The following is a 14,952-nucleotide window of genomic DNA, read 5'->3' as shown; positions in this document are numbered from 1 at the left end:
TCATCAGTCCTTTCGTTTCTGACACCGAGCGCTCGAGGGGCGGCAAAAATGCCGCCTGGCGCGGCGCAAATGCGCTTGATTCCGTTGTAGGGGTCATATGCAGACTGCAATAATCTGATATCGATGTGGCTCATCCAGGTGCAACCGGAAGATGCCGCCATGTTTCAGCATCCCATTAGGAAGTCTGCATTTTATGTCTCACTAACAGTCGGAACGACAGTGGTGGCCTTAATTGCCACAACCGCCGAAGCGCATGTGAAATGGTTCGCACCCTACATCGTGGGTGCGCCACTGCAGCCGGTCGAAACTGTTCTGCGTGATATCTGGTTCTGGGTAGCGATCGCACTCGTTCTCGTTTGTTTCGCCGCAGCCCGAGCGATCGAAACTAGCCGTTTTGGACCGTTGATCTTCGAAGCGCTTGATCGCTTTACCTCGCCGCTCTGGGCGAGGATCGACGATTATGTCCGCGTCGTCATTGCCTCGTTCTTCGTCGCGATCTTTGCCACGGGTGGCGTTTACCTGACGCCGGACCTGAAGACGCCTGCCGAATGGGTGTCCTGGCTGCAGTTGCTGATCGCTGCCCTGATCTTCTCGCGGCGGACCATGCCTTTCGCCGGCCTTGGAATTGTTGCCCTATGGCTGCTCGCGGCGCGGGACTACGATCTCTTCCACTTGTTCGACTATTTGGCGCTCGGGCTCGGCGTTGCCGCCTACCTGATCATCGAGCCGATGAAAGACGACTGGCGTGTCCACCGTTTTGAAGTGCTGCGCTGGGGGCTAGCTATCGCGCTGATGTGGTCGAGCCTCGAAAAATTTGCCTATCCCGAATGGTTCTATCCGCTGGTGGTGGAAAAGCCCTTTCTCACGATGGGCATGCCCCGCGATGTCTTTATTCCCATGGCCGGTATCGCCGAATTCACCATGGGCTTCGGTCTTCTCTGGACCGCGCTTATCCGTCGCCTTTCGGCCATGGCAATGATCGTCATCTTCACCTCGGCCGTCTTGCCGTTCGGGCGTATAGATCTGATCGGCCACGGGTTGATCACCGCCATCCTGGTGGCGGTGGCCTGCGATCAGAACCGGGCAGACGGGCTGCTGCCCGGACTGAAGCAGAAGCTTTCGGCCATCCCTGCCGGGCTGGCTGTCGCCATCGTAGTTTTCATGAGTGGCTATTGGGGCCTGCATCTCGCCTTCTATGGTGCCGGAGGCTTTTCCGGGCCGGTGGCGGCCGAAAAGACCACCCATTCCCACAGCGTCGAATACCCGCATGGCCCGCAGTCCGACATCGGAATTGGTGCCCCGCCCACCCGCGGCCAGGGGGAGTAACAGAAGAGTCGTCCTGCGACGCGAAGCGAAGGTAGTTTGAAACGAAAGGGCGACCTTATCTCGACTGCGTCATGAAGATCTTCACGGCGAAGACCGAGAACACGCCGGCGAAGGTGTAGTCGAGGCCGCGCAGGACTTTCGGATTTCTTTGCAGCCAGTTCGCAAGCCGATCGGCAGCAAGCACGACGATCAGGTTCACCGGCATGCCGATGGCGATGAAGAAGATCCCGAAGAAGACCAGCTTGCCCGTCACATGCGGATCTGTCGCCGTCACGAACTGCGGCAGGAAGGTCATGAAGAAGATGATCACCTTCGGATTGAGGATATTCACCCAGAAGCCGATCGAGATATTTGCGAGCGGGCTTGCCGTTGCGCGCTCCACGGTTTCGACGGAGAAGCTGGAGCCGAAGCGGATCGCCTGGATCGCCAGCCACAGCAGATAGGCGGCGCCGCCTGTTTTCAGGATGAAGAAGGCGGTGGGCGAGGCGGTAATCAGCGCCGAGATTCCGAAGGCGACCAGAAGCGTGTGGCAAACGACACCGAGACTGGTGCCGAGCACCACGAACAGTGCCGATCTGCGCCCCTGCGCAAGCGCCCGGCTGATCGACAGCGTCATATCAGGCCCAGGCGTCAGAGCCAGAAGCAAGCCGGCTGCGGTGAAGGCCAGAAGCGATGCAAGGCTTGGCAGGAATTCCATTGATGTCCTCGACAGCCGGATAACGGTTGTCGCTTTTTATCCGGCTTTCGAAGTCCTGCCAAACCTGCCGATCAACTGCCGCTGATGAATTTTTTTGATGCATCCGTGAAGTCCGGATGCCAGCGCGACAGAGGTGGGCGGTTTTCGATGATGTCGCCAATCGCCCAGGCCATACGCCGCTCGTCCGTCTTGCGGTCGACGTCGTTGTCCGGGCAAAGGATGTAGAAATCCCCGCGTTCGAGGCTTTCCAGCATGAACTGCACCGTCTGTTCGGAGGTCCAGGCGGCATCGGGCTTTTCGGTGCGGTCTCCCTTGGTCAGGCCGGTATAGACGAAGCCCGGAATGAGAAGGTGAGCGCTGACCTTGCACTCGGGCATGTTGCGCAATTCGTGCTGCAAGGCTTCGGTGAAGGCTTTCACGCCCGCCTTGGAGACATTGTAGGCGGGATCGCCGGGCGGCGTGGTGATGCCCTGCTTCGACCCGGTGTTGATGATGAGGGCCGGTTCGCCATGGGCGATCATGCCGGGGCCGAAGGTCCTGCTGCCATTGACGACGCCCATCAGGTTGACGGCCAGAACGTTGTCCCAGTTGACCTGCGGGCCGAACAGGCTGCTGCCGGGCTGGATGCCGGCATTGTTCATGAGCACGTGCACCCGGCCGAAGCGCTGCAGAACGGCACGTTCCAGAGCTTCGATCTCCGCCGGCTTCGAGACGTCGGTGCCGATTGCAACGATATCGGCCTCGCCATCGTCGGCAAGGGCGGCCACCTCGCGGCAGGCCTCTGACAGCCGGTCGCCCTCGAGATCCGCGAGGACGACGCACATGCCGAGTTTCGCAAATTCCTTGGCAGCGGCAAGGCCGATACCGGAGGCGGCGCCGGTGACGACGGCGACATTGTCTTTCTTCAGAGCAGGGTGAGTGATGGACATGGGAAGTCTCCTCTTTGACGCTTCTGTTGAAAGGTTTTGGCGTTCGAAGGTTTGGGCTATTCTGAGACCAAAGGTGTTCAACGGCTCGGCGCGATATGGTATCCTCCGCGGGATCCGTCAACATGACGCGAGATCAAACCGGAGCCGGCATGATGGGCGAACTTAGATCTATCAAAGTTGACGAAAAACTGGCCGCCTTTGTTGAAAAGCAGGTCGAGAACGGACGTTATGGCTCCGCCAGTGAAGTGATCGAGGACGCGCTGCGCCTGATGCAGGAAAGCGACGCGGCCTCGCTGGAGGCCATCCGCGCGGCAATCCAAGAAGGCGAAGATTCTGGTGAGCCAGAGCCGTTCGATTCCGATGAGTTTCTGGAAGAAATGCATCGCAAACATGTCCGGTGAAGCCAAGGGTTACAAGCTTGGGCCGCGCGCGAGACGTGACCTCGCTGAGATCTGGCGATACACGTTCGAAACTTGGTCTCTTGCCCAAGCGGACGCCTATTACGGCGACATCATCTCTACTGTGCAAGCCATTGCGAGTGGTCGCAAGCGGGGCAAGCCGATCGACCAAATTCACCAAGGGTATCTGACGTGCTCGTGTGGCTCCCACTGGATTGTCTACCGACAGAGAGGCGCCCAGGTCGTGATCATCCGCATCCTCCATCAACGCATGAACCTGTCGCGTCATCTCTGATGGGATCCCTTCCGGGTTTTTCTTGCGCGGCTTTTGAAACTCGCTAAAAGTGCGCCATCCCAGACACAACGGTTGATCCAACCGCCACCACCCGCAGACGGACAATTCGACATGGCACTTCCGAAAGACGTAAAAAAGGTCGTCCTCGCCTATTCCGGCGGTCTCGACACCTCGATCATCCTGAAATGGCTGCAGACCGAACTCAATGCTGAAGTGGTGACCTTCACCGCCGATCTCGGTCAGGGCGAAGAGCTGGAACCGGCGCGCAAAAAGGCTGAGATGCTCGGGATCAAGGAGATCTATATCGAGGACGTCCGCGAGGAATTCGTCCGCGACTTCGTCTTCCCGATGTTCCGTGCCAATGCCGTCTATGAAGGCGTCTATCTGCTCGGCACGTCGATCGCACGGCCGCTGATCTCCAAGCACCTGATCGAGATTGCCCGCAAGACCGGTGCCGATGCGATCGCGCACGGCGCGACCGGCAAGGGCAACGACCAGGTCCGCTTCGAGCTGTCGGCCTACGCGCTCAATCCCGATATCAAGGTCATCGCGCCTTGGCGCGACTGGGCTTTCAAGAGCCGCACCGACCTTCTGACGTTTGCCGAACAGAACCAGATCCCGGTTGCCAAGGACAAGAAGGGCGAGGCACCGTTCTCGGTCGATGCCAACCTGCTGCACTCGTCTTCCGAGGGCAAGGTTCTGGAAGACCCGGCGGTCGAGGCTCCCGAATACGTGCATATGCGCACGATTTCGCCGGAATCTGCACCGGATCAGGCGACTACCATCAAGGTCGGCTTCCGCAAGGGCGATGCCTGCTCGATCAACGGCGTCGAGATGTCTCCGGCAACGCTTCTTGCCGCCCTCAACACCTATGGACGCGACAACGGTATCGGTCGTCTCGATCTGGTCGAGAACCGGTTCGTCGGCATGAAGTCGCGCGGCATCTACGAAACCCCCGGCGGCACGATCCTGCTCACCGCTCACCGTGCCATCGAATCCATCACGCTCGACCGGGGTGCAGCGCACCTCAAGGACGAGCTGATGCCGAAATATGCCGAGCTCATCTATTACGGCTTCTGGTACTCGCCGGAGCGCGAGATGCTGCAGGCCATGATCGACAAGAGCCAGGAGCATGTGGAAGGCGAAGTGACGCTGAAGCTCTACAAGGGCAACGTCATGGTCATCGGCCGCGAGAGCGCGAAGTCGCTCTATTCCGACCAGCTGGTCACGTTCGAGGACGATCAGGGCGCCTACGATCAGAAGGATGCAGCCGGCTTCATCAAGCTGAATGCTCTGCGCCTGCGTACGCTCGCCAAGCGCAACCAACTCCGCTAAGCGCCCTCGCATCGGATTAGTCTTAGAGGCCCGCTTCCGAAAACGGAGGCGGGCTTTTGTCATTGGCGGCGGTTGATGATCCGGTACGCGATGTAGCTGCCGACGGCGATATATTCCATGGCGGGAATGATCGTGCCGATCGCCGTCAGCGGGTCGCCGAAAAAAGCGGCGAGAAGGCCGCCGACAAAGCCGCCGCCCATCTGGATGAAACCCATCAGTGCGGAAGCGGAGCCTGCCGTCTTTGGGAAGGGCGCAAGGCCGACCGTCACCGTGTAGGGTGAGATGAACGCGATGCCGAAGGTGGAGACGCCGACCGGTAGCATGATCGACAGGAAGGATGGCGGCAGCAGATATACGGAAAGCGCCATCATCGTGCCCCCGATACCGCTGAACATGAGCCCGATCACCACCGTCGTCGGCCCGCTGATGCGCCCGGACACAAGCCGCAGTGCAATCGACCCGCTGAGAAAAGCGCCGGTCTGGACGAGCATGCCGAGGCCGAACTGCGTCGGGGTCAGCCCCACTTCACCGATCAGCACAAAGGGCAGCATCGTGCCCTGCGCATAGAGCGCGCCGATAGCGCCGCCGAGGACAAGAGACGGAAAAAGGAACCTCAGGTCGGTGAGAAGGGAGAAGTAGGTCGAAACGAGGATCGAGGGTCTGAGCCGGCTGCGGTCGGGAACCGTTGTTTCCTTGAGGAACAGCAGGCAGCTTGCAAGCAAGATAACCCCGAAGATGACCATCAGCACGAAGACGGATTTCCAGCCGAATACCGACAGCGACAGGCCGCCGATCGTGGGGCCGATTGCTGGACCCACCGCCAGCATGATGCCGATCATGTTCATGATTCGGGTGGCTTCAAAACCGACGAACTGGTCGCGAACCGCGGCACGGGCAACGGTCATGCCGACGGAAGCGCCGATCCCCTGCACCAGCCGTCCGGCCAGGATCCAGTCGACCGAGGGCGCAAAGACCGCCATCAGCGAGCCGACGAGATAGATCAGCAGGAATGCGATGCTCGCGGACCGGCGACCGAATGCGTCTGAGGCCGGTCCTGCCAGAAGCTGTGCGACGGCGAAGCCGCCGAAGTAAAGCGTCAGGCTGAGCTTGATCGCCGCTTCCGACGTGCCGAAGGCTTTCACGAGTTCCGGCATCGCCGGCGTGTAGATCGCCATCGAGACCGGGCCGATCGCCGTCAGCAGCGCGCCGAGCAGCGTGGTTCGCAGCGCGGTCATCCTGTTGGGCGGTGTCGTTGCGGAGGCGGCCAGCGTATCAGCCGTCATCAATGTCGGCCTGAGACGAATTGAAGCTTTGCAGGTTGCCGTTGAAGATTTTCATGGCCGCTGCGATGCGTGTCGCGGTTTGGGCATCGAACCCTTCGGTGGCGCAGGTGATGATGGCGCGCAGTTCCTGCTGGATTGACGCCAGCATGTCGGCAGAGGTCGGCGTCAGCATGATGCGCTTTGCCCGTCGGTCGGCGCAGCATTGCTGCCGTTCGATGAGGCCAAGCGACTGAAGCCTGTCGAGATAGGCGCAGAGCGTCATCGGTTCGACGCCCATGCGCGACGCGATGTCGAGCTGGCGGCTGCCATCGACTTGGGCGATATGGATCAGTGCTCGTGCTTCGCCGGCGGTAAGGCCGAGGCCCGCCTGGGCGATGCGTCGCTCGAAAGCCGTGCGCAGAAGCCTCGCGGCATCGGCGATCAGGAAGCCGAGGGTTTCACCCTGGGCGACCAAGCCTGGCGTTTCCGGGCGATGTTCGTTCGCGAGCTTCATAAGGCAGCCTTACTATCTTTCCCCGACGACGCAAATCGAAATGCCTGGAAACCGTGTGCCGGGCGATTTCGCAACGATGTGCGTTCCAAAAATCTGCATCAGCGGATGAAGCTCTTGCCGTGCCTGCCTATATATGGTCGCTCTACGCAATTAGACGGTATCGAAGCAGCACAGTGAAGGACGACCCAATGGCAACTTTCTCAGCGAATTCCGCGCTTGTCGACTGGAACGGGCATCATGGCCTGCCGCGCTTCGATCAGGTCAAGGACGAGGATTTCGCGCCGGCCTTCGATGCCGCCATCGCCTTGCACGAGGCGGAAATCGCTGAGATCGCGGGAAATTCCGCTGAGCCCACATTCGAAAACACGATCGTTGCACTGGAAATCGCCGGTGACGAGCTGTCGCGCGTTTCGTCGATCTTCTGGGGCAAGGCGGGCGCGCATACCAACGATACGATCCAGACGCTGGAGCGCGAAATCGCGCCGAAAATGTCGCGCCACTATTCGAAGATCGGCACCAATGCCGAACTGTTCGCGCGTATAGACGCCCTCTGGCAGAAGCGGGACGACCTTGATCTGACCGTCGAGCAGCAGCGGGTGCTGGAACGTCACTGGAAGGGGTTCGTCAAATCAGGCGCCAATCTGCCTGAGGACCAGCAGAAGCGGCTGTCGAGCATCAACGAGACGCTTGCCGGTCTCGGCGCCAGTTTCGGCCAGAATGTTCTCGGCGACGAGAAAGGCTGGTCGTTGAAACTGACCGAAGAAGCCGATCTCGAGGGTCTGCCGGTTTTTGTGAAAGAAGCGATGGCGGAAGCTGCCAAGGAGCGCGGCGAGGGCTCAGGCTATCTCGTCACGCTGTCGCGCTCGATCATCGAGCCTTTTTTGACCTTCTCGACCCGCCGGGATCTGCGCGAACAGGCGTTCAAGGCCTGGGTGGCGCGCGGCGAAAATGGCGGCGAGCGGGACAATGTCGCGATCGTTCGCGAAACGCTGGCGCTGAGGGCCGAAAAGGCCAAGCTGCTCGGCTATGAGAATTACGCCGCGTTGAAGCTCGACAACACGATGGCGAAGACACCGAAGGCGGTGAACGGTCTGCTCGGCCAGGTCTGGCAGAAGGCCCGAACCAAAGCGCTGGAGGAAGAGGCAAGTCTTTCAGGTCTGATCTCGGAAGCGGGCGGCAATCATCCGGTCATGCCCTGGGACTGGCGCCACTACGCCGAAAAGCTGCGCGAGCGGACGTTCTCTTTCTCCGAGAGTGAGCTGAAGCCCTATCTCCAGATCGAGAAGATCATCGAGGCGTCCTTCGATGTGGCCGAGCGGCTGTTCGGCATCAAGGCTGTCGAGGTGAAGGGCTTGCCGGTCTATCATCCTGATGTCCGCGTGTTCGAGATCCATGACGAGGACGGCAATCTAAAAGCGCTTTTCCTCGGCGATTATTTCGCCCGCTCCTCGAAGCGCTCCGGCGCCTGGATGAGTTCGTTCCAGTCGCAGCACAAGCTGACGCTGAAGAACGGCATGCAAGGTGAGCTGCCGATCATCTACAATGTCTGCAATTTCGCAAAGCCTGCCGAAGGCAAGCCGGCGCTTCTGTCGCTCGACGATGCGCGCACGTTGTTTCATGAATTCGGCCATGCGCTGCACGGCATGCTGTCCAACGTGACCTATCCCTCGGTTTCGGGCACTGGCGTCTCGCGCGATTTCGTGGAGTTGCCGTCGCAGCTTTACGAACACTGGCTGACGGTGCCGGAAATCTTCGAGAAATATGCCGTCCACTACAAGACCGGCGAGCCGATGCCGAAGGCGCTGCTCGACAAGGTTCTTGCCGCGCAGACATTCAATGCCGGTTTCTCAACGGTGGAATTCACCTCGTCGGCACTGGTCGATATGGCTTTCCACACCCAGGAAAGCACGGTCGAAGACCCGATGGCGGTGCAGGCCAAGGTGCTGGCCGAGCTCGACATGCCGGCCTCGATCGTCATGCGCCACGCCACGCCGCACTTCCAGCACGTGTTTGCCGGTGACGGATACTCGGCCGGCTACTATTCCTACATGTGGTCGGAAGTCCTTGATGCGGATGCATTTGCCGCGTTCGAGGAGGTCGGCAATGCTTTCGATCCGGTGACGGCGCGCAAGCTCAAGAACAATATCTATTCGGTCGGCGGCTCGATCGATCCGGAAGAAGCTTATGCAGCCTTCCGCGGCAAACTGCCGGATCCGACCGCAATGTTGAAGAAGCGGGGCCTCTCCATCATGGCCGAGCTTTCGGGCGGAGACGGCTGACAAAAGCCATTATCTTTAAAAGATGAAGAGCGGGCGTTGATCGCAGATCGCGCTCGCCCCCTTTCGCATTTGCGAAAAACAGGGTATGAGCGCGCCAACGAAATAGGTGCGGTCCGTCGATCTGCGCCCCGAAACATCCGAGATCTAAAAATGGCTATGCGGAATATCGCGATTATCGCGCACGTCGACCACGGCAAAACGACCCTTGTCGATGAACTTCTGAAGCAGTCCGGCTCGTTCCGCGACAATCAGCGCACCGTCGAGCGCATGATGGATTCGAACGACCTCGAAAAAGAACGCGGCATCACCATTCTCGCCAAGGCAACTTCGGTCGAGTGGAAGGGTGTTCGCATCAACATCGTCGACACTCCCGGCCACGCCGACTTCGGTGGCGAAGTCGAGCGCATCCTGTCGATGGTGGATGGCGCCATCGTTCTGGTCGATAGCTCGGAAGGCCCGATGCCGCAGACCAAGTTCGTGGTCGGTAAGGCGCTGAAGGTCGGTCTTCGCCCGATCGTCGCGATCAACAAGATCGACCGTCCGGACGGTCGCCACGAAGAAGTCATCAACGAAGTCTTCGACCTGTTCGCGAACCTCGACGCCACCGACGAGCAGCTCGACTTCCCGATCCTCTACGGTTCGGGTCGCGATGGCTGGATGAACGTCAACCCAGAAGGTCCGAAGGATGAAGGTCTTGCACCACTGCTCGATCTGGTCCTGAAGCACGTTCCGGAGCCGAATGTCGGCGAAGGCCCGTTCCGCATGATCGGTACGCTTCTCGAAGCCAACCCCTTCCTCGGTCGTCTCATCACGGGCCGCATCGCATCCGGCTCGATCAAGCCGAACCAGGCCGTCAAGGTTCTGTCGCAGGACGGCAAGACCGTCGAAACCGGCCGTATCTCCAAGATCCTCGCATTCCGCGGCATCGAGCGTCAGCCGATCGAAGAAGCCCATGCAGGTGACATCGTCGCGATCGCCGGCCTTTCCAAGGGTACGGTTGCCGACACGTTCTGCGATCCTGCGGTCACCGAAGCGATGACGGCTCAGCCGATCGATCCGCCGACCGTTACCATGTCCTTCCTCGTCAACGATAGCCCGCTTGCCGGCACCGAAGGCGACAAGGTTACCAGCCGCGTCATTCGTGACCGTCTGTTCAAGGAAGCCGAAGGCAACGTTGCGCTGAAGATCGAAGAGTCTGACGGCAAGGATTCGTTCTTCGTGTCCGGCCGCGGCGAATTGCAGCTTGCCGTTCTGATCGAGACCATGCGTCGCGAAGGCTTCGAGCTTGCCGTTTCGCGTCCGCGCGTCGTCATGCACAAGGACGAAGCAACCGGCCAGACGCTGGAGCCGATCGAAGAAGTCGTGATCGACGTCGACGAAGAGCATTCCGGTATCGTCGTGCAGAAGATGTCCGAGCGCAAGGCCGAGATGGTCGAGCTTCGTCCGTCCGGCGGCAGCCGCGTTCGCCTGGTATTCTACGCGCCGACCCGCGGCCTGATCGGTTACCAGTCGGAACTTCTGACCGACACGCGCGGCACGGCGATCATGAACCGCCTGTTCCACGACTATCAGCCTTACAAGGGTGCGATCGTCGGTCGAGTCAACGGTGTTCTCCTGTCGAACCAGTCCGGTGAAGCCGTCGCCTACGCGATGTTCAACCTGGAAGACCGTGGCCCGATGATCATCGAGCCAGGCGAAAAGGTTTATGCCGGTATGATCATCGGCATCCATACCCGCGACAACGACCTCGAAGTCAACGTTCTTAAGGGCAAGCAGCTGACCAACATCCGCTCGGCCGGCAAGGACGAAGCCGTTCGCCTGACGCCGCCGATCCGCATGACGCTCGACCGCGCGCTGTCCTGGATCCAGGACGACGAGCTGATGGAAGTCACGCCGAAGTCGATCCGCCTGCGCAAGATCTATCTCGACGCAAACGACCGCAAGCGCTTCGACAAGTCGAAGGCCGCTCTCTAACAGCGCGCCTCCTAAGACCATCCAAGACCCCGGCAGAAATGCCGGGGTTTTTTTGTGGCTTGGTCTGGGCCACGCTTGTGGCGAAGGTAAAAAATGCGTTAACCTCCTTGCCATCGTCCACATGAGAAGCTTGTGGGCAATCCACTTTACCCCGGTCTCGGGAATGGCGGAGAGCCCATGGCAGGACCTAGAATCGCGTTATGAAAACGTTATCGATCGATGTCAGGCGTGCGGAGCCGCAAGACGCCCCGGCTATCTCCGAGGTGCACCGCCAGGCATGGTCGCAAGCCTATGCCGGCCTCATTCCGCACAAGCCGCTGATCCAGATGCTGGAGCGCCGCGGCGAGGGGTGGTGGCGCAAGGCCGTCCGCGGGCCGGCGACGCTTCTGGTTCTGGATATCGGCGGCGTGATCGCCGGATATGCGACGATCGGCCTCAACCGCGCCCGTGCGCTTCCCTATGACGGCGAGATCTACGAGATCTACCTGCGCCCGGAATATCAGGGCGTCGGCCTTGGCCGCCGCCTGTTCGGCGAAAGCCGCAGGCTTTTGAAATCGCTTGGCTGCAAGGGCTTGGTCGTCTGGTGCCTGGAAGACAGCGAGCATGCCGTCCGGTTTCTGCGATCCCATGGCGGGGCGGATTTGGCAGAGGGCATGGAGGACTTCGACGGAAAGTCCCTAAAGAAGATTGGTTTCGTCTGGCACTGACTTCGGGGCGGAAAGGTGCGCCACGACTTAACCTTGGCGGCAAACCTGTGTTGCCTTGCCAGCCAATTCCCGCTATCGACGGTTCACAAGTTCGTAAACCTCATCGGGGAAGACTATGCGCATCGATGCAATTTCTGTTGGCAAGAATCCGCCTGAAGACGTCAACGTAATCGTTGAAGTACCTGTCGGCGGCCAGCCCATCAAGTACGAGATGGACAAGGAAGCCGGCGCGTTGATCGTCGACCGTTTCCTGTACACACCGATGACCTATCCGGGCAATTACGGCTTCGTGCCGCATACGCTGTCCGAGGATGGTGATCCGATCGACGTTCTGATCTGCAACACCCGCCCGCTGGTACCCGGTTGCGTCATCAATGTCCGCCCGATCGGCGTGATGGTGATGGAAGACGACGGCGGCAAGGACGAGAAGATCATTGCCGTGCCGGTTCCGAAGCTGACCCAGCGCTACGACAAGATCAAGAACTACACCGATATGCCAGAGATCACGCTGAAGCAGATCGAGCACTTCTTCACGCACTACAAGGATCTGGAGCCCGGCAAGTGGGTGAAGATCGAAGGCTGGAAGGACGTTGACGTCGCCAAGAAAATGATCGTCGCGGCGATCGAACGCTTCAACGCTCAGAAGTAATCTTTACCGCTGACCGCTTCCAAAATCCTCCGGTTCGTCTCGAGCCGGGGGATTTTTTGTTTCGCTCGTAAGCCCAAAACAAAAACGGCCCGCGCGGGAAATTTCCCAGCGCGGGCCGACCGTGTCCGTGCTGAAAGTCTTTGGCTTCAGCCTGCGAGAGCAGGATAGATCGAGGTCCACATCAGCGAGCGAATGAAGAAGATGATCAGAAGCACGATGATGGGCGAAATGTCGATACCACCGAGGTTCGGCATGACCCGGCGGATCGGCGCAAGGACAGGCTCGGTGACATTGAAGAGAAACCGGCCGATTGCATCGACAAACTGGTTGCTCGAATTGATCACGTTGAAGGCGAACAGCCAGGAAAAGATGGCGCTGGCGATCAAGATCCAGGTGTAAAGGTTCAAGGCCAAGTCAATGGTCTGAAACAGGGCGAGCATTCACGTCTCCATTTCTTTGTTGACAGACATGTAGACATTGGCGAACTAACGGGCAAGTGCCGTCTATGGCCCGCGTCGCAGGATGTTTAACGGCGGCGTGTGCATATCGTGGGTTTCCGGCTTCGCTGAAAGTACAGGTTCCATGTCCATACCCACATCGGGTGATCGCTTCGCCGCCTTTCGTCACGCAGCTTATACGCGTTTCTTTCTCAGCCGGTTCTTCGCAGCCTTCGCGATCCAGATCGTCAGCGTCTCCGTCGGCTGGCAGATGTATGACGAGACGCGCAATCCGCTCTATCTCGGTCTGATCGGGCTCTTCCAGTTTCTGCCGTCGCTGCTTTTGATCCTGGTGACGGGATCGGTCGCCGATCGCTACAACCGACGCATGATCATGGCGATCTGCATGGTCGTCGGCGGACTGTGTTCGGCGGCGCTTTTGGCGCTTACCATCACCGACTCATTCACGCCGTGGCTGGTGTTTTCGATCCTTGTCGTCTTCGGCATCGAGCGCGCTTTCATGGGGCCGGCGGTGCAGTCGCTCGGACCGAACCTCGTGCCGGAAGAAGACCTTCCCAATGCGATCGCCTGGAATTCGTCCTCCTGGCAGACGGCATCGATCCTCGGACCGGTTTTCGGCGGGCTTCTCTATGGCGCGAGTTCGATCGCGGCCTATTCGGTCGCCTGTTTTCTCATGACGGTTGCCGCCATCCTCGTCTTCCTCATTCCGAAGCCCGCGCAGCGCACGCCGTCCTCCAAAGTCAGCTGGAACGAGATGCTGGCCGGTTTCCGCTTCATCGCCGGCGAGAAGATCGTGCTCGGTGCGATCTCGCTCGATCTGTTTGCGGTGCTGCTTGGTGGCGCGGTGGCGCTGATGCCGATCTTTGCCCGCGACGTCCTTGAGCTTGGCCCCTGGGGCCTCGGCCTGCTGCGTGCTGCGCCCGGTATCGGCGCGATCGGCGTTGCGGTCTGGCTTGCCATCCATCCGATCCGCCACCATGCGGGCACGGCGATGTTCATCGGCGTAGCGCTGTTCGGGTTGGGCACGCTGATCTTCGGCCTGTCGGCCACTCCGTGGATCTCGATTGCGGCCTTGATGCTGATGGGTGCGGCCGACATGATCTCCGTCTATGTGCGTGAGACGCTGATCGCGCTCTGGACGCCTGATGAGGTGCGCGGCCGGGTGAATGCCGTCAACATGGTGTTTGTCGGCGCATCGAACGAGCTGGGCGAGTTCCGGGCCGGAACCATGGCGCACGCGATCGGCGCGGTCCCTGCCGTCGTCATCGGCGGCATCGGCACACTCGCGGTCGCCGTGATCTGGTCGATCGGCTTTCCAAAACTTCGCAAGATCGATAATCTGGAAGCGCCGCAGCGCTGAGTTATCCGTTGCCCTGGGCGGGATAGGTGGGCAGGGCCGGGCGGCTTGCCTCGGCGGCGGGTCGATCGAAGACGATGTCGAGGAAGGTCCACAGCCAGTCCTTCAATGCGTGGTCGAAGATCATCCGTCCTTCCAGATGCTGGTTTCCCTGCTGGGCATTCGGCATGCCAAAGCGTTCGGCACCGTGCACCACCCAGCGATGCATCATGGCGCGGGTCAGTTCCGCATGGAACTGGACGCCCCAGGCATTCTCGCCGTAACGGATCGCCTGATGCGGATAGGCGTCGCCTTCCGCGAGCAGCTTTGCGCCCCGCGGCACGTCGAAGCCTTCGCGGTGGAAGTGGTAGACCATTTTCGGCCAGTGCATGAGAAGCCGGCCGTGTTCGGTGGCGCGCAGCGGATACCAGCCGATCTCGGTCACTTCGCCCTTCTGCGGCCCAACGCGGCCGCCGAGATTGCGCACCAGCATCTGGGCGCCGAGGCAAATCCCGAGATAGGGCTTGTTCTCCTTCAACGGCACGTCGATCCAGTCGATTTCCGTCTTGATGAAGGGGTCCGGGTCGTTGGCACTCATCGGACCGCCGAAGACGACGGCGCCTGCGTGGCCGGACATCGTGTCGGGGAGGGGATCGCCAAGAGCGGGCCTGCGGATATCCAGCGCAAAGCCCTTGTCGACCAGCATCTGGCCCACGCGGCCAGTGGACGAGGTTTCCTGATGCAGGATCGCGAGTATGGGGAGTTTAGAGGATGGGCGGGAAGGGGTTCTCAT

At 60.1% G+C, this 14,952-nt stretch carries 15 protein-coding genes; 9 read left to right on the top strand and 6 right to left on the bottom strand.

Translation table 11 applies throughout. The features are described 5' to 3' along the window. Positions 1–222: 222 nt before the first annotated feature. The gene (locus tag G6K99_RS16185; protein WP_371816208.1) at positions 223–1,326 is read left to right on the top strand and encodes a hypothetical protein; all 1,104 of its coding nucleotides are present in this window, start codon (positions 223–225) and stop codon (positions 1,324–1,326) included. A gap of 55 nt (positions 1,327–1,381) precedes the next feature. On the opposite strand, the gene G6K99_RS16180 is transcribed toward G6K99_RS16185, so the two are convergent. Both G6K99_RS16180 and G6K99_RS16175 read right to left on the bottom strand, forming a co-directional pair. Continuing rightward, entirely contained in the window at positions 1,382–2,023 is a 642-nt protein-coding gene (locus G6K99_RS16180; RefSeq protein ID WP_062462396.1) for a LysE family translocator, read from the bottom strand. Positions 2,024–2,094: 71 nt separating this feature from the next. Continuing rightward, positions 2,095–2,952 (bottom strand): SDR family NAD(P)-dependent oxidoreductase, encoded by an 858-nt coding sequence (locus G6K99_RS16175; RefSeq protein ID WP_174197151.1) that lies wholly within the window; start codon positions 2,950–2,952, stop codon positions 2,095–2,097. Positions 2,953–3,101: 149 nt separating this feature from the next. Between G6K99_RS16175 and G6K99_RS16170 the strand changes: the two genes are divergently transcribed. From G6K99_RS16170 to G6K99_RS16160, 3 genes are all read left to right on the top strand, one after another. Continuing rightward, positions 3,102–3,353, top strand: a complete 252-nt coding sequence (locus G6K99_RS16170; RefSeq protein WP_244631497.1) for a type II toxin-antitoxin system ParD family antitoxin — start codon at positions 3,102–3,104, stop codon at positions 3,351–3,353. After that, the gene (locus G6K99_RS16165; protein WP_371816220.1) at positions 3,313–3,645 is read left to right on the top strand and encodes a type II toxin-antitoxin system RelE/ParE family toxin; all 333 of its coding nucleotides are present in this window, start codon (positions 3,313–3,315) and stop codon (positions 3,643–3,645) included. Before G6K99_RS16170 ends, G6K99_RS16165 begins: the two co-directional genes overlap by 41 nt. A 111-nt stretch (positions 3,646–3,756) precedes the next feature. Beyond that, entirely contained in the window at positions 3,757–4,980 is a 1,224-nt protein-coding gene (locus G6K99_RS16160; protein WP_092659300.1) for an argininosuccinate synthase, read from the top strand. A gap of 59 nt (positions 4,981–5,039) precedes the next feature. Here the strand turns inward: G6K99_RS16160 and G6K99_RS16155 are convergent, their stop codons facing one another. Beyond that, a complete protein-coding gene (locus G6K99_RS16155; protein WP_174197238.1) occupies positions 5,040–6,215 on the bottom strand; it encodes a multidrug effflux MFS transporter in 1,176 nt (391 codons plus the stop codon). 37 nt (positions 6,216–6,252) lie between these two features. Continuing rightward, complete coding sequence (locus G6K99_RS16150) at positions 6,253–6,756, bottom strand: MarR family winged helix-turn-helix transcriptional regulator (RefSeq protein ID WP_174197150.1); 504 nt, start codon at positions 6,754–6,756, stop codon at positions 6,253–6,255. 188 nt (positions 6,757–6,944) lie between these two features. On the opposite strand from G6K99_RS16150, the gene G6K99_RS16145 reads away from it, so the two are divergent. The 4 genes from G6K99_RS16145 (at position 6,945) to ppa (ending at position 12,365) form a co-directional block, all read left to right on the top strand. Then, entirely contained in the window at positions 6,945–9,035 is a 2,091-nt protein-coding gene (locus G6K99_RS16145) for a M3 family metallopeptidase (RefSeq protein ID WP_174197149.1), read from the top strand. A gap of 150 nt (positions 9,036–9,185) precedes the next feature. Further along, complete coding sequence (gene typA, locus G6K99_RS16140; RefSeq protein WP_062581654.1) at positions 9,186–11,009, top strand: translational GTPase TypA; 1,824 nt, start codon at positions 9,186–9,188, stop codon at positions 11,007–11,009. Positions 11,010–11,209: 200 nt separating this feature from the next. Next, complete coding sequence (locus tag G6K99_RS16135) at positions 11,210–11,716, top strand: GNAT family N-acetyltransferase (RefSeq protein WP_062462422.1); 507 nt, start codon at positions 11,210–11,212, stop codon at positions 11,714–11,716. Positions 11,717–11,831: 115 nt separating this feature from the next. Further along, entirely contained in the window at positions 11,832–12,365 is a 534-nt protein-coding gene (gene ppa, locus G6K99_RS16130) for an inorganic diphosphatase (protein ID WP_062462425.1), read from the top strand. Positions 12,366–12,511: 146 nt separating this feature from the next. Here the strand turns inward: ppa and G6K99_RS16125 are convergent, their stop codons facing one another. Next, positions 12,512–12,805 (bottom strand): YggT family protein, encoded by a 294-nt coding sequence (locus tag G6K99_RS16125; protein ID WP_062462428.1) that lies wholly within the window; start codon positions 12,803–12,805, stop codon positions 12,512–12,514. A gap of 142 nt (positions 12,806–12,947) precedes the next feature. On the opposite strand from G6K99_RS16125, the gene G6K99_RS16120 reads away from it, so the two are divergent. Beyond that, positions 12,948–14,183: an MFS transporter gene (locus G6K99_RS16120; RefSeq protein WP_174197148.1), complete on the top strand. Its 1,236-nt coding sequence runs from the start codon at positions 12,948–12,950 to the stop codon at positions 14,181–14,183. 1 nt (position 14,184) lies between these two features. On the opposite strand, the gene G6K99_RS16115 is transcribed toward G6K99_RS16120, so the two are convergent. After that, entirely contained in the window at positions 14,185–14,952 is a 768-nt protein-coding gene (locus G6K99_RS16115) for a glutamine amidotransferase (RefSeq protein WP_174197147.1), read from the bottom strand.

This window comes from Neorhizobium sp. AL 9.2.2 (assembly GCF_013317225.1).
Taxonomy (GTDB): Bacteria; Pseudomonadota; Alphaproteobacteria; order Rhizobiales; family Rhizobiaceae; genus Neorhizobium; species Neorhizobium soli.
This window is presented reverse-complemented; position numbering and strand designations above follow the sequence as displayed.

Excerpts from the sequence above, each read along its gene's own strand:
- G6K99_RS16180 (WP_062462396.1), bottom strand. The coding sequence starts at position 2,023 with ATGGAATTCCTGCCAAGCCTTGCATCGCTTCTGGCCTTCACCGCAGCC.
- G6K99_RS16175 (WP_174197151.1), bottom strand. The coding sequence starts at position 2,952 with ATGTCCATCACTCACCCTGCTCTGAAGAAAGACAATGTCGCCGTCGTC.
- G6K99_RS16170 (WP_244631497.1), top strand. The coding sequence starts at position 3,102 with ATGATGGGCGAACTTAGATCTATCAAAGTTGACGAAAAACTGGCCGCC.
- G6K99_RS16165 (WP_371816220.1), top strand. The coding sequence starts at position 3,313 with ATGAGTTTCTGGAAGAAATGCATCGCAAACATGTCCGGTGAAGCCAAG.
- G6K99_RS16160 (WP_092659300.1), top strand. The coding sequence starts at position 3,757 with ATGGCACTTCCGAAAGACGTAAAAAAGGTCGTCCTCGCCTATTCCGGC.
- G6K99_RS16155 (WP_174197238.1), bottom strand. The coding sequence starts at position 6,215 with ATGACCGCGCTGCGAACCACGCTGCTCGGCGCGCTGCTGACGGCGATC.
- G6K99_RS16150 (WP_174197150.1), bottom strand. The coding sequence starts at position 6,756 with ATGAAGCTCGCGAACGAACATCGCCCGGAAACGCCAGGCTTGGTCGCC.
- G6K99_RS16145 (WP_174197149.1), top strand. The coding sequence starts at position 6,945 with ATGGCAACTTTCTCAGCGAATTCCGCGCTTGTCGACTGGAACGGGCAT.
- typA (WP_062581654.1), top strand. The coding sequence starts at position 9,186 with ATGGCTATGCGGAATATCGCGATTATCGCGCACGTCGACCACGGCAAA.
- G6K99_RS16135 (WP_062462422.1), top strand. The coding sequence starts at position 11,210 with ATGAAAACGTTATCGATCGATGTCAGGCGTGCGGAGCCGCAAGACGCC.
- ppa (WP_062462425.1), top strand. The coding sequence starts at position 11,832 with ATGCGCATCGATGCAATTTCTGTTGGCAAGAATCCGCCTGAAGACGTC.
- G6K99_RS16125 (WP_062462428.1), bottom strand. The coding sequence starts at position 12,805 with ATGCTCGCCCTGTTTCAGACCATTGACTTGGCCTTGAACCTTTACACC.
- G6K99_RS16120 (WP_174197148.1), top strand. The coding sequence starts at position 12,948 with ATGTCCATACCCACATCGGGTGATCGCTTCGCCGCCTTTCGTCACGCA.
- G6K99_RS16115 (WP_174197147.1), bottom strand. The coding sequence starts at position 14,952 with ATGAGAACCCCTTCCCGCCCATCCTCTAAACTCCCCATACTCGCGATC.